Below are 13,952 nucleotides of genomic sequence, written 5' to 3'. Positions count from 1 at the left end.
AAAAAAATATTTTACCTATGAAAATATACACTAAAAAAGGCGATAAGGGCACCACCTCCCTTTTCGGTGGTGCCAGCATTGGAAAAAACAGCCTCCGTATTAAAGCGTACGGAACTGTTGACGAGTTAAATTCTATTCTTGGAATTGTACTTACATATTCACTCAGTGAACGCGGTGAAGCTATCTTAAAGGAACTGCAAAACCAGCTTTTTGTTTTGGGAGCCGACCTGGCAACTTTGCCTTCTAAAAAGACAAAAATCAACCGGATTGGCTCCAGAGAAATAACACAATTAGAAAACTGGATTGACGAGCTGGATGAAAAATTACCAGCACTTACTGCTTTTATCCTCCCCGGCGGCGCACCAGCTGGAGCTACTCTACACCAGGCCCGAACCGTTTGCAGACGAGCTGAACGGCATACGGTGGCACTAAAACTTGAGAATCCTGTTTCAGATGAAATTATCATCTACCTGAACCGATTGTCGGATCTTCTTTTTGTTATGGCACGATATGAAAATCAGGAAGCCGGGGAAAAAGAGACGCAGTGGAAGAGTGAATAGATTGCAGCTTAATAAAATATTTCTAATCACGATACCTTTAACAAAAAATTATAAATCATATTCATCATGGCATTAATGATCTCCGTCTCGGGAATTCGGGGCATATTTGGGACGCATCTCACACCTGAAAATCTCGTTAATTTTACGGCTGCTTACGGTACCTGGCTCGACGGAGGAACTGTAGTTGTAGGCCGAGACTCCCGTGTAACCGGACAAATTTGTGAAGATATTGTCTGCGCCACCCTTCAAAGCACAGGTTGTAATGTGGTGAAAGCGGGTATTACTCCTACCCCAACTGTGGCAATGGGAGTTTTAAAACATGATGCTGCAGGCGGAATTATCTTAACCGCAAGCCACAATCCCGAGGAATGGAATGCTCTTAAATTACTTAATCACAAAAGTGAATTCCTGGACGCAGAACAGGGAAAGAAAGTTTTGGATCTTGCCGAAAAAGGTACATTTACATATCAAAAATTCGATAAGACAGGAAGCATCGAAGAAGATTATGAAATCACAGAATATCACATAAAAAAAGTTTTGGGCCTTCCTTATATAGACACTGATAAAATTAAAGAAAAAAAATTCACAGTTGCCGTTGACGCCGTCAATGGAGGAGCCTCACATGCACTGCCCGAAATGTTAGAATCCCTGGGCGTTCAGGTTGAAAGGCTTCATTGTGAACCGAATGGAATTTTTCCTCATAATCCAGAACCACTCCCTGAAAATTTGCATGATATCTGCACATATGTAAAACAGAATAACTGCGACCTGGGAATTGTTACAGATCCCGACGGCGACCGACTTGCTCTCGTGGATGAAAATGGGAACTTTTTTGGGGAAGAGTACACACAGGTTGCCGCTTTTGATTTTATGTTGAGCAAAAAACCGGGTGACACGGCTACAAATTTGTCATCATCTCGTGCGGCGGAGGATATCACTAAAAAATACAATCATACCTGTCACCGCTCGGCTGTGGGCGAAATTAATGTTGTAAAAGTAATGCAGAAAGAAGGGGCCGTTATTAGCGGAGAGGGAAATGGCGGGGTCATCAACCCGGATCTTCATCCCGGACGAGACTCCCTTGTGGGTTCGGCGATGATTCTTCAACTACTTGCCGAACGGAATATCAGTGCATCTGCGTATCGAAAGAGCCTGCCTGATTACGAGATGAGTAAGCAAAAAATTGAACTGAAAAATCTCGGTGTAGATGCCGATGAACTTCTCGATAAAGTTGCCGAAGCTTATAAACATGAAAAAATCAATCGAACCGATGGGGTAAAAATTGATTTTGAGGAAGGATGGGTGCATTTTCGAAAATCGAATACGGAACCTATTGTCAGAGTTTACAGCGAAGCCAAAACTAAAGATGAGGCGGAAAAACTTGCAGCAAATGTAATCTCTTTAATTCAGTAGACTCTATTAACAACTAAGGATTTATTGAGATCGAATTTCATGATCTTAAAACCTCTTTAATTTTGATAAGGTTTCGTGGTTCAGCTTTATTATTTTTGAATGATTAATTGTAACTAACCAATCTCTATGATCAAATCAATGACAGGTTTTGGCCGGGGAGAATCATCCTCAAACGGCTTTCAGGTTACTGTTGAGATCAAAACCCTCAACAGTCGATATCTTGATATTTCCATCCGCGTACCGCAGAGCATCCAGGAATATGAGTTTGATATAAAAGAGAAGATTCAGAAAAAAATGGCGCGGGGGAAGGCTCACGTTAATGTAAATGTCGAAAAAACCGATCAGTTATCCCCAGACATTACATACAACGAACAGCTTATAAAAGCATACACCGATATGTTGAAAAAGGTGAAAAACCTGGCCGGCATTGATCAGCCCATCCAATTAGACGACCTCTTACGGTTTGATGATATTTTTGAAAGCCAGGAAGAAGATGAGGAGGATATCGAAAATATTTGGAGCTGCACACAGGAGGCTCTCGACAAATCACTCGATCTGTTAAATAAAATGAGAAAGCAGGAGGGTAAAGAACTCAGTAACGATCTTAAAGATTTAATTCATGGAATATCTGAAATGGTAGACACAGTAAAAGATCTTACCGGGAAACGTAATCCGGAAGTAAGAGAGAAATTGCAAACAAGAATCAATACAATGATTGATGAAGAAAAAATTGATCCCGATCGCCTCGAAATGGAGATTGCTCTTTTAATTGACAAGATGGATGTGAATGAAGAGATCATTCGACTTCAATCTCACCTTAAATTTTTCCTTGAAGCTCTTGAAAATGATGAACCCGTAGGACGCCGGTTGAATTTTCTCTCGCAAGAGATTAACAGGGAGTTGAATACGATCGGAGCCAAATCAAACGATTCAACAATTGCACATCATATTGTGCTTGGAAAAGAAAAACTGGAAAAAATACGAGAACAGGTCCAAAACATTGAGTAAGAAAGGAAAAATCCTGGTATTGGTAGCACCCAGCGGTGGTGGTAAAACAACCATGGCAAAACGCATCTTAAGGGACTTTAACCAGGTACGATTTTCGGTCAGTGCCACAACACGCCCCCCCAGGAAAGGCGAAAAAAATGGCGTAAATTATCACTTTATATCAAAAGAGGAATTTAAAAAACGTATCGATAACGGAGATTTCCTGGAGTGGGAGGAAGTGTACGATGGAACGCTATACGGAACACTTCGTTCAAACGTTGAAAATGAACTTAAAAAAGGATATTTTATTTTGCTTGACATTGATGTACTTGGTGCGTTAAATGTTAAGGAAATATTTGAAGAAAATGCACTGGCAATTTTTATACAGCCACCATCTATTCAGGTTCTGAAAGAGCGTTTGCAGAAACGGGCAGCCAATGCAAATCATGACATTGAAGTCCGTTTAAAACGCGCCAAAAAAGAGATGGGTTATGCTAACCGTTTCGATCATGTAATAATTAATGACGATTTGGAAACAGCATACAGCCAGATCAAAGAACTTGTTACCAACTTTATAAACAAATAAATAATATGCCGATAAGAACACTGGACTTAGATAAACTGGGTGAAAAAAAAGGAAATAAGTACGAAAAGATCGTTGTGATGTCGAAAAGAGCCCGGCAAGTAGCCGCCCAGGAAAAGCTCGAACTCGACGAAAAGCTCAAATATTTTGAAGGATTTGAAGATGAAGATGAATTTACCTTCAATGAAGAACAAGAGCGTATTTCAAAAGCTTTTGAACAACTTCCCCATGCTGCACAGCGTTCCGTAAATGAGATGCTTGAAGGGAAAGTTACTTACCGATATCCTAAAGAAGAGATCTAATTATGCTCGCCGGTAAACGCATTTTACTTGGCGTTACCGGTGGTATTGCTGCATACAAAGCAGCATACCTTCTGCGTGAATTTCAAAAAGCAGGTGCTGAGATCCGGGTTACCATGACCCCCTCTGCAACCCATTTTGTTGGCACCGAAACCTTTGCAGCCCTCAGCCGAAACAAAGTTGCAGTTGAAGTTTTTAGTGATGAAGATCCCGAAGGTGACTGGACAAAACATATCCACTGGGGTGATTGGGCTGACCTCTTTGTAATTGCTCCCTGCACTGCAAATACTCTCTCCAAAATTGTTCAGGGGCAATCTGATAATATGCTTACTTCTACTGCACTTGCTGCACGATGCCCACTTTTAATCTGCCCTACCATGGACGGCGAGATGTATGAAAGTAATGCCGTTACGGAGAACATTAAAAAAGCAAAAACACTGGGGCATTATCTTCTTGAACCGGATGAAGGATATCTGGCCAGCGGACTTGAAGCAAAAGGACGTCTTCCTGAGCCCAATGCTATTTTGGATGAGGCCAAAAAAATCATAAAAAAGCACAGAATTCAGGGGCCTCTGACCGGGAAAAAGGTACTTGTAACGGCAGGTCCCACAAGAGAATTTATCGACCCGATAAGATTCATTTCCAACCCCAGCAGTGGAAAAATGGGGCTTGCCATGGCAGAAGCCGCCCGATTGTTAGGGGCTGATGTGACTCTTCTTCATGGACCCATTTCAATTGAAATTCCAGATCGAATTCAAGCACAATCTTTCATTTCTGCAGACGATCTTTTTGATCTCGTCAAAAATCATGCAGATGCTGATGTTGTGATTATGGCGGCTGCCGTGGCTGATTATAAACCCTCCCATGTTCAAGATCAGAAAATGAAAAAAGAGACTGCAGACAATCAGCTTCAGCTTGTAAAAAATCCGGATATCCTGGAGTGGCTGGGAAATCAAAAAAATGAGGGACAGATTTTAATTGGCTTTGCTATGGAGACGCAAAATCTTCAGGAAAATGCTGTTAAAAAATTGGAAAAGAAAAACCTGGACTGGATCTGTGCCAATCAATTATCAGGTGATAATACCGGATTTGGCGCTGATGAAAATAAAATTATGCTAATCAGTTCTGATTCAGAAGAATTTTATTCGGGCAGCAAAGAAGAGATTGCCAAAGAGATCCTAAACACAATCTTCGGGTAACCTTAATTTTCTTCCTGATTATTGCCAAATCCAGCACGAATAAGATAAGAGAGATTAGCCACAACAATCACAATGATTGCTCCTACCGCCGTATAGAGGGGCCAGGCAATGGTGAGTCCTTCTCCCGGAATGAATTGCTGCAGAGCTCCTTCAACCATAAAAAGAAGTGAGATCAGGCCGGTAAAAAAGCCAATCATTGCATCTGTTTTGCCCGGTTTCGGGAAAAGCCGTCCCAACGCAAAGATACCCAGTAATCCCCCGTATGTATAAGAAGCAATTCCCAGGCCAAGCTCCACAATGGCCGGGCGGTCATCTCCACTGAGTTGAAGCCAGGTAAAGAGAAATGCTGAACCGGTTAAAACCACTCCCCAAAAAATAGTTACCATTCGTGAGACCCAAAGTTCTTTAGCGTCATCCCAGTCGGCCCCAGACATCGGTTTAATAATATCGTAGGTCGTAGATGAAGCGAGTGCATTCAGTGAGGAGCTGAGGCTGCTCATTGCTGCAGCGAAAAGAGAGGCGACAATTAACCCGGCAATTCCAACCGGCATATGATCCACAATAAAACGAGCAAAAACTTCATCTGTGGTTGACAATCCAATATCAGCAGGTGACTGGCCGCCGTAAAATACAAACAGAATTAACCCGATAAACAGGAAAAGACCAAACTGCATACTGGCAACAATACCGCTCCAGATCAATGCTTTTTGGCCTGATTTAAGTGAACCCGTAGATAACAGACGTTGTACAATGAGCTGATCAGTACCGTGGGAAGCGATAGAAAAAATGGCACCTCCAACAATAGATACCCAAAATACATAAGGATCGGCAAGAAACTCACTCCAGGTCAGATCAAATCCGAAATTAAAAAGTGTAAATTTTCCCGAACTGCTTAATGCAGAAAATGCATCAGCTGCTGATACCGGTAACTTCCCAAAAAGCATAAACAGCGCAAATAACGCACCGCCTATGTAGACAACCATCTGAACAACATCCATCCAGATAACAGCTTTAATTCCACCGAGAAAGGTATAAATGAGTGTAATTAAAGATATAACAGAGATCGCCAGGAGATAAACCTGAATATCACCCAGGGTTTCAAATACTCCAGCAAAACGAAAAATGATAGCCAGAGGAATGGCTGTAGCAAAGAGTCTCACTCCATCGGCCAGTAATCGTGTAACAATAAATGTTGAACTGGCGGCTTTCCTCATACCTGAACCAAATCTCTTCTCCAGGAATTGGTAAGCGGTGGCCAGTTCACCCTGCAGATAGCCGGGGAGTAACCATACCGCTACAATCAAACGGCCGAGAATATAACCAAAGGTGAGTTGCAGGAATGTAAGATTACCTCCATATGCAACCGCCGGAATACTGATAAACGTTAACGTACTGGTTTCAGTAGCCACCACAGAAAACAGAACAGCCCACCAGGGCATACCACGTCCTCCCAAAAAATAGTCAGTTGTGGTGTTTTGAGTGCCGGCCGACCAGATCCCAAAAACGGCTACAACGATCAAATAAAGTACAACAACAATGCCATCAATCAGTGTAAATCCCATTCCTCAATCGATTCAATTCAAGCATTTTCCTTGGAAAGAAACAGAATTCCAGATTCGAATCAAAAGAAATATTGAAGCAAATAGTAAACATGAAAGAGATATTACGAGAGAAATGTCTATATGGTCTTGACCAATCCATAACTAAGGAATCTCCTGTAATTCGGTTACTGGTTAACAGCATCATTCATCGGAATCCTCAAGATGCATTCGAAAGCATTGAGATAACAGCGTTCGTTTACTAACAATTTTATTTTAACTCCCGAGAAACCTGCGAACAGTGTGGGGTTGAGGTTACTCACACTCAGGTTTCTATTAAAAGCTAATATTTTCTAACTCCGAATTGCCTGAATCGCATCCTGTTCACGGAACCATATTACGGTTGCAGCAACAGTAAAGACGAAGATTGATGCCAGAGCAATCAGCAGCAGGTTGGCCTCCCCGAATATCAAATTAATTCCATACCGAACGATATACGCCAACCCTGCTAATGGTATAAGTGTGCCGAAGGCGGCAATACTTTTCAATCCAAATGTCCAGGCATTCGTCTTTGTCAATTTAGCTCCAAAATAGATAATTACAACCGATACAAGAGGGTAAACTGTAAGCCAAACCAAGGCAACAGCCATCATACTGTACTGGGCCGTGATTAAGAAACCGGCAGGCAGAAGAATGGCATTTGCCGAAGTGTAATAAAAAATAAACCGGGCCTCACCTTTGGCATTGATTAGCTTAGGCAGTAGTGTAACGAGACACTGAATAATTCCCACAACTACAAATATTCTCATGTAGGGAACGGCCGGCAACCATTTTTCATAACCTACATATGGCAGAAACCAGTCGATATACACACCAATAATAACCATGACTGTTCCCACCAGGAGCATGCTGGCGCGAGACATCGTAAAAAAGTAGTTCCGTAGTCTTGGAGTATCGTACTGTAGCTTAGCAAACGCCGGATACGCCACCCGGTTAATAACATTCGCCAACTCTTTAACCGTATCGAAAACCAGCCTGTAAGCAAACGAATAGATTCCAACGAGTTCCATCGAAAAGAATTTTCCGATAATCAGGTAATCGGCATTCATATAAAATTTTTGAAAAAAGTTGGATCCGGTAGTAAACATTCCGAATTCAATCAGTCCTTTAACCTGGTTGTAACTGTATTGCAATCGGGGCCAATAGGGCTTAAAGACCATACAAAAAAGCATCTGTCCCACTTTGTTTGCCAGTTCAGCCAGGATAATGGCCCAGGCACCAAAACCGGCATATGCCAGGTAGATCATCAAACCGGCCGATGATGCAAGCGCTACATTGTCGCTAATTGCAAGCTTCTTAAACTCCAGCTCTCGCATCATTAGTTTGCTTGAGATCATATAAAAACTAAATGCAATGATGCCAAGCATGTAGACTCTTATCATGGCAGATAGTACAGGTGTATTATAAAATGAAGCGATGAACGGGGAGGCAATAAATATGATCAAATAAACTACAACAGAAAGGGAAAAACTGGTCCAAAAAAGAGAATCAATTTGGGTTCGTCCTATTCTTTTTTCCTGTACGATAGCCGTGCCAAGGCCAAGCTCTGTTAATGCTTTGGTTGTACTAAAAAAAGCGAGTGCAAGAGCAGCAATTCCAAACTGTTCTTCAGAAATAACTTTTAGCGTATAAAAGAGGGCAACAGCATTTAAAAGACGAGCTGAAACAGAACCCACACCGCTATACAATACCGACGAAGCTACTCTGCGGGCAAAAGGACGATTACTCATTTTCGTGTAAAATCATCGGATTAGCGGTTTTTTGTGATTTTTTGGTGTGCAAATATAGGGGGAAGTTGAGAGGAATGAAATTCAAATGGGCGTAAATTATGACGTTTAATAATCAGTAAATATTCTGTTCATATATTTAAATAACAGGCTCAAATTCTTTATCTTTGCCAAGCAAATAATTTCATTCAAATAGTTACAATGTCAGAAAATAACGAGAAATCAAAATCAGAAGGAAAACTATTAGTTCTAACCCCCGGAATGGGAGCTGTTGCTACTACATTTATTGCAGGTGTTGAATCTATTCGAAAAGGTCTTTCCAAGCCTATCGGTTCGTTAACACAGAAACAAACAATACGTTTGGGAGCACGATCGGAGAATCGAAATCCCCTGATTAAGGATTTTCTTCCCTTGGTTGACTTAAACGATCTTACTTTTGGTGGTTGGGATGTAATTTCTGACAATGCGTATGATGCATGTAAACGTGCACAGGTGCTAAGTTCTCAGGATGTGGAACCGATTGCTGATTTTTTAAAGGATATTGAACCGATGCCAGCCGCATTTGAACAGAAATATGTTAAAAAACTGGTTGGAAAAAATGTTAAGGAGTTTACAACGAAGAAGGATTTGACCGATCAACTTCGGAATGATATTCAAAATAAAATTAAAGAAACCGGCGCTGACCGTGCGGTGATGGTGTGGTGTGGATCTACCGAAGTTTTTATGTCCCCATCGTCTTGCCACATGTCTATAGATGCTTTTGAAGAAGGGCTCAAAAACAATGACGAAGCGATCTCCCCTTCGCAACTATATGCTTACGCCGCCATCATGGAGGGCATTCCATATGCCAATGGAGCTCCTAATCTATCAGCTGATGTGCCGGCTCTTACCGAACTCGCCGTTCAGAAAGGAGTACCCATTGCAGGAAAAGATTTTAAAACCGGCCAAACATTAATGAAAACTATTTTAGCCCCGGGTTTTAAAACACGAATGCTGGGAATTAAAGGATGGTTTTCAACCAATATTTTGGGAAATCGGGATGGCGAAGTCCTTGATGATCCGGACAGTTTCAGATCGAAAGAGGTTTCAAAAACAGGCGTATTGGATACCATTCTGCAACCCGAGATATACGGTGATCTTTATGAAGACCTCTATCATAAAGTGCGAATTAATTATTATCCGCCCTCCGGAGATGAAAAGGAAGGCTGGGACAATATTGATATTTTTGGCTGGATGGGATATCCCATGCAGATTAAAGTTAATTTCCTTTGTCGGGATTCTATTCTTGCTGCACCTATCGTGCTGGACTTGGCGCTTTTCTTAGATCTGGCTAAACGTACAGGCAAGAAAGGAATTCAGGAATGGTTGAGTTTCTACTTCAAAAGTCCACAGGTTGAGGAAGGACACATCCCTGAACATGATATTTTTATCCAGCACTTCAGATTGAAAAATACACTTCGGATCATGGGTGGAGAAGAACCTATCACCCATCTTTCTGAAAATTTTGAAAGTTACACGTAATCAAGCTTTGTTAAAGTTAAACTGATTTATATGAAGAAAACGGGAATAATTTTAGCAGCCGGCTTTGGGTCTCGTTTGGCAGGTACCGATGACGATACTGACCTAAAACCACTTACCAATGTTGATGGAACTCCATTGATTTATCGCACTATCCGAAGCCTGAAAATAGCCGGATGCAGCCGCGTAGTAATTGTTCTTGGGTACGGATTCGAACAAATCAAAAAAGATATTCTTGAATCTTACACGGGTAACCTGCCCATAGAATTTGCCCGTAATGATCAATATGATTTGAGCAATGGAATTTCGGTTCTGGCTGCTGAACCTTTTATTGATGATAATTTTATACTCACAATGGCCGATCATATTCTTTCTGATGAGATGATGCTAATGGCTAAAGAGCATGTTCCACCCGAAAATGGTGCCACCCTTCTCGTTGATTACAAAGTTGATGAGATATTCGATATTGATGACGCCACGAAAGTAAATTCCCAAAACAGTCGAATCCAGACAATCGGGAAAAAGATAACGAACTACAACTGTATAGATACGGGCGTTTTTGTTTGTACCCCAAGCTTATTAGATGAAATTAAGAAAGTATATAAAAAACAGGGAGATGCATCTCTATCAGACGGTGTGCAAGCGTTAGCTGATAAAAACAAAATGCATACACTTGATATAAGAAATGCATTTTGGCAGGATGTTGATACTCCTGAAATGCTGGAACATGCAGAAAAAATACTCAACTCAGAAATTCCCGCAGAAGTGTAGCAGTTCATTTAAATTTGTTCTCGCCTGAAAACTGTCGAAATAGTTTAATACAGGCTACCATAAAATAATGACCTGGTTCTTCCTTATTAATCATCACAGTACTGATCCTTTCAAGTAGCTCTCCCTTCGTTACACGCTTTGTAAAAATTCGTCGCAGCGATTCACCCAGTTAACCATCATTTTTACTCCGGTTATGCGGTCTTTAAAGATTCCAAACTCGTTAATTGAAAATGAATTAATGATTGGTACACTTATCCAGTCTTACAAATAGGTTCAGAGTCCATTGTAGTATTTTGAAGAAATTTTTTGGCAAATAAATCTTCAAAGATATTTCCCTGAATCTCTTCTCCAAAAGCAGAATTTCATATTGAGGATGGATTTCAAATGGCAAGAAAAAAAGCATCAAGAATAATTGTACCCTTGGAATATTCATTGGAAATAGTTCGCTGAATAAAATTAATAACTTCTTGATTTCATGAGTTTTACTAAAAAACACGATCAGTTTCGGGATAAAAATTTAAGCTGCATCCAATTTTTCAATTGAACCCAATCTTCCGTTGTTATCACTTTTAGAACGGTACCAAGAATTGAAAAGAACAGCAAAAATGTGATTATGCTTACAGATAAACCCATGATTGTATCCCCCTCACTGATAAAGGTTATTCTGCCATACCAAATCAGTACACCGGTCAAGGCCGAAACGCCCAGTACTTTTAAATAATACGGAAAGGGAAGCACTTTTCTCGCCGGCAGTTCCATATGGCTGCCGATTCTTCTGAGGGTAATGTACCAATTGTAAACATTGGCAATCAGGGTCCCCAAAGCCGTTCCGTTAATTCCATACATCATTGTAAGTGGTACACTCAAAATCAGATTTGCTATCACAAGGTTTATACTTAAATAAAAAACCCCTTTCGTATCACCAAAAGCCTGCAAAATACTTCCGTAGTGGGTTACCCGCAGCAGAACAATGAGGTTGTAAATTTGAAATGGTAATACGGCATTGCGGTAACTGGTCCCTTCCGATTCAGCAATAATCGCAATAAGATCCGAGGCAATCACAATCGAAAGAATGGTAAGCGGAACTACCAGTAAGCTTACTTTTTGAACTCCTTTATACCAAAGTTCGAGCAACTCCTCTTTTTTTGATTCTAACTGGAATTCAACATAACGACTGATTAAGACTGAACCGACAGCAAAGGGAATCACACGAATGATCGGTACCTCCTGGGCTCCTATCGTATATTCCGCATATGCCGCTACGGGCAGCAATATGGAGACTACAAATTTATCCACATACCGGTTTATTTTATTAACCAATGCAGACAAGCCAAGTGGTAACGAAAAATTTACCTGTCTTTTAACGGAAATTTCAGAATCACTCAGTTTTCCTTCCGGAAGAACAATTTTCATCCATATCCAGGAACCGGCAAACCGAATGAATCCGTATGCAACGAGACCATATACGGCAATATCCAGGCCATATCCTAAAGCAAGAGGGCCCACTAAAAATGTGAATGTTAACAGGCTTGTTACCATCTCAAACCAGGCCGAGTCTTTTTGCCGGTCAAGAGCAAGCAGAATATTGGTCACCGGCCAGGTTGGTATTTCAAATACAGCTACAATAGCCATAAATGGCAGCAATTGCTGAACCTGCTCAATACTATCGGAACTCCACTCTGTGAGAAACAATGGAGCAAAGTAACTTACAAGCAAAATTACTACTCCTGCTATAAATGCAGTTCCGAGCAGAATGAGCGTGGTTTGGTTTACAAAAGCACGTTTTGCACTTCCGCTCACTCTTTCAAAAAAGTAAAAAACGCTATCAGGAAAACCGAGAGTTGCAAGATTTCTGGCCACCTCATGGATCATCAGAAGATACCCGATAATTGCAAAATCTGTTTTTGATAAGATCTGGATCGTGGCAATAACAATGGCCAGATCAATGACAGTTGTTACAATTCTTGCAAAAACAACTACACCAGCTTTCTCTGATAAATTGGTACTTTTTTTAGCCATTTGTTAAGAGCTCGTCAAACAAAGAGGCCAGTTCTCCTGATGTATGTTTTGCCTCGTACATGTTTCTGTCGGGAATCTCTTTTTCGGGAGATAAAAGAAAAGATTCCTCATTTTGTTTTGCCCTGGCAAACGATTGTAACAGCTCGGCAATTTCTTTTTTCTCATCGGGATGAACCTGGATACCGGCTTTACTTCTCATGACAATATCTCCCACTTCCGGGTTTGGCGTGATTGATAAAATTGGAACTTTCACGGATAAATAATCCCACAATTTGGCCGGAATAACCTGTTCTCTTTCCATATTGGTACTTAACAGTAAAATATCCGCACTTTTTAAAACCGGAAGCATTTTTTCCGGAACAACCGGCTCATGAAAAATAAAATTCTTTTCCAATCCATACTCCCGAATTCTCCGGAGATTCCGGGCATCTGGTTTCCCAAAACTGTGAATGTGAATGTTCGATGCATCCCCCGCATTTTTGCTTTTTAGCTCTCTCAATGCATCTGCTATTGGCGTAACGGGACTCAGCCGCCTGAACCGGCCGAAAAAAATTAAGTTCAGGTATTCGGGATTTAGTTCTTCTCCCCAGGTTTCACTCTCATATTCCTTAATCAAAGATGAATCAAAAGAATTATAAATGGTTTTTGTTTTTTGCTTCGGCAGTTTGAATTCATCCAGATATTTTTTCTCCGTCAGGCCTGATGTAAATACAACACGATTGGCATTTTGCAAAATTCTCTTTTCTACTTGTTTGTCTATCTCCAAAGAGAACGGCGATCGAGTTCTGAGATGAACTTCCGCCGCTGTCCAGGGATCCCGGAAATCGGCAATGAACGGTTTTGAAAAACTTCGCGCAAGCTTTTCTCCCAGCCACAAGCCCGACCAGGGATCCCCTGTTGCCCAAATAATATCCGGATCGATCTTCTTCACTTTTTTTCTAATTTCGAAATATTTTAAAACGAACAGATAGATCCATGAATCGAGTGGAGTTTGTTTATCCAGCCAGTCTAAAAAAGGCGATTCCTTTTTTGCCGACTCAGATTTGTTTTTTTGTGATGTAGTACGATCGAACGGAGGTTCAATTTCAATGACCGGAATCTCTTCAAGTAGCTTGCTTTCCAATTTCGTTCTCTGGTTTCCCGGACTGGAAATGGTAAGTATAACCGGTTGATAGCCATAAGATCGGAGATGAATTGCGAATTTAAAGGGTCTCAACGAGCCCACTCGCCTTCTTGGAATAAAATAAGGCGCTATCATTAAAACCGTTTTCATCAAGA

At 41.0% G+C, this 13,952-nt stretch carries 12 protein-coding genes; 8 read left to right on the top strand and 4 right to left on the bottom strand.

What is annotated here, in order from left to right:
• Nucleotides 1-17: 17 nt before the first annotated feature.
• From U5K72_07810 to coaBC, 6 genes are all read left to right on the top strand, one after another.
• Nucleotides 18-560, top strand: a complete 543-nt coding sequence (locus U5K72_07810; GenBank protein ID MDZ7718703.1) for a cob(I)yrinic acid a,c-diamide adenosyltransferase — start codon at nt 18-20, stop codon at nt 558-560.
• 66 nt (nt 561-626) lie between these two features.
• On the top strand, nt 627-1,973 hold the full coding sequence (gene glmM / locus U5K72_07805; GenBank protein MDZ7718702.1) for a phosphoglucosamine mutase: 1,347 nt from the start codon (nt 627-629) through the stop codon (nt 1,971-1,973).
• 126 nt (nt 1,974-2,099) lie between these two features.
• Nucleotides 2,100-2,981 carry a YicC/YloC family endoribonuclease gene (locus U5K72_07800; GenBank protein MDZ7718701.1) on the top strand — a complete coding sequence of 294 codons (882 nt, stop codon included), beginning with the start codon at nt 2,100-2,102 and terminating at the stop codon, nt 2,979-2,981.
• A complete protein-coding gene (gene gmk, locus U5K72_07795; GenBank protein MDZ7718700.1) occupies nt 2,974-3,546 on the top strand; it encodes a guanylate kinase in 573 nt (190 codons plus the stop codon). Before U5K72_07800 ends, gmk begins: the two co-directional genes overlap by 8 nt.
• Nucleotides 3,547-3,551: 5 nt before the next feature.
• Nucleotides 3,552-3,845: a DNA-directed RNA polymerase subunit omega gene (locus U5K72_07790; GenBank protein MDZ7718699.1), complete on the top strand. Its 294-nt coding sequence runs from the start codon at nt 3,552-3,554 to the stop codon at nt 3,843-3,845.
• Between the two features lie 2 nt (nt 3,846-3,847).
• Nucleotides 3,848-5,041 (top strand): bifunctional phosphopantothenoylcysteine decarboxylase/phosphopantothenate--cysteine ligase CoaBC, encoded by a 1,194-nt coding sequence (gene coaBC / locus U5K72_07785; protein ID MDZ7718698.1) that lies wholly within the window; start codon nt 3,848-3,850, stop codon nt 5,039-5,041.
• 2 nt (nt 5,042-5,043) lie between these two features.
• Here the strand turns inward: coaBC and U5K72_07780 are convergent, their stop codons facing one another.
• Nucleotides 5,044-6,603: a sodium:solute symporter gene (locus U5K72_07780; GenBank protein ID MDZ7718697.1), complete on the bottom strand. Its 1,560-nt coding sequence runs from the start codon at nt 6,601-6,603 to the stop codon at nt 5,044-5,046.
• 329 nt (nt 6,604-6,932) lie between these two features.
• Complete coding sequence (locus tag U5K72_07775) at nt 6,933-8,369, bottom strand: lipopolysaccharide biosynthesis protein (protein ID MDZ7718696.1); 1,437 nt, start codon at nt 8,367-8,369, stop codon at nt 6,933-6,935.
• A gap of 198 nt (nt 8,370-8,567) precedes the next feature.
• On the opposite strand from U5K72_07775, the gene U5K72_07770 reads away from it, so the two are divergent.
• A complete protein-coding gene (locus U5K72_07770) occupies nt 8,568-9,887 on the top strand; it encodes an inositol-3-phosphate synthase (GenBank protein ID MDZ7718695.1) in 1,320 nt (439 codons plus the stop codon).
• A gap of 30 nt (nt 9,888-9,917) precedes the next feature.
• Nucleotides 9,918-10,655 carry an NTP transferase domain-containing protein gene (locus U5K72_07765; protein MDZ7718694.1) on the top strand — a complete coding sequence of 246 codons (738 nt, stop codon included), beginning with the start codon at nt 9,918-9,920 and terminating at the stop codon, nt 10,653-10,655.
• Between the two features lie 498 nt (nt 10,656-11,153).
• Here U5K72_07765 and U5K72_07760 read toward each other — a convergent pair whose 3' ends face one another.
• Both U5K72_07760 and U5K72_07755 read right to left on the bottom strand, forming a co-directional pair.
• Nucleotides 11,154-12,674: an oligosaccharide flippase family protein gene (locus U5K72_07760; protein ID MDZ7718693.1), complete on the bottom strand. Its 1,521-nt coding sequence runs from the start codon at nt 12,672-12,674 to the stop codon at nt 11,154-11,156.
• Nucleotides 12,667-13,797 carry a glycosyltransferase gene (locus U5K72_07755; GenBank protein MDZ7718692.1) on the bottom strand — a complete coding sequence of 377 codons (1,131 nt, stop codon included), beginning with the start codon at nt 13,795-13,797 and terminating at the stop codon, nt 12,667-12,669. Before U5K72_07755 ends, U5K72_07760 begins: the two co-directional genes overlap by 8 nt.
• Nucleotides 13,798-13,952 lie beyond the last annotated feature (155 nt).

The organism is Balneolaceae bacterium (assembly GCA_034521495.1).
Classification (GTDB): domain Bacteria; phylum Bacteroidota; class Rhodothermia; order Balneolales; family Balneolaceae; genus Rhodohalobacter.
The sequence above is the reverse complement of the archived record's forward strand: the minus strand, read 5'-3'. Positions and strand labels throughout refer to the sequence as shown.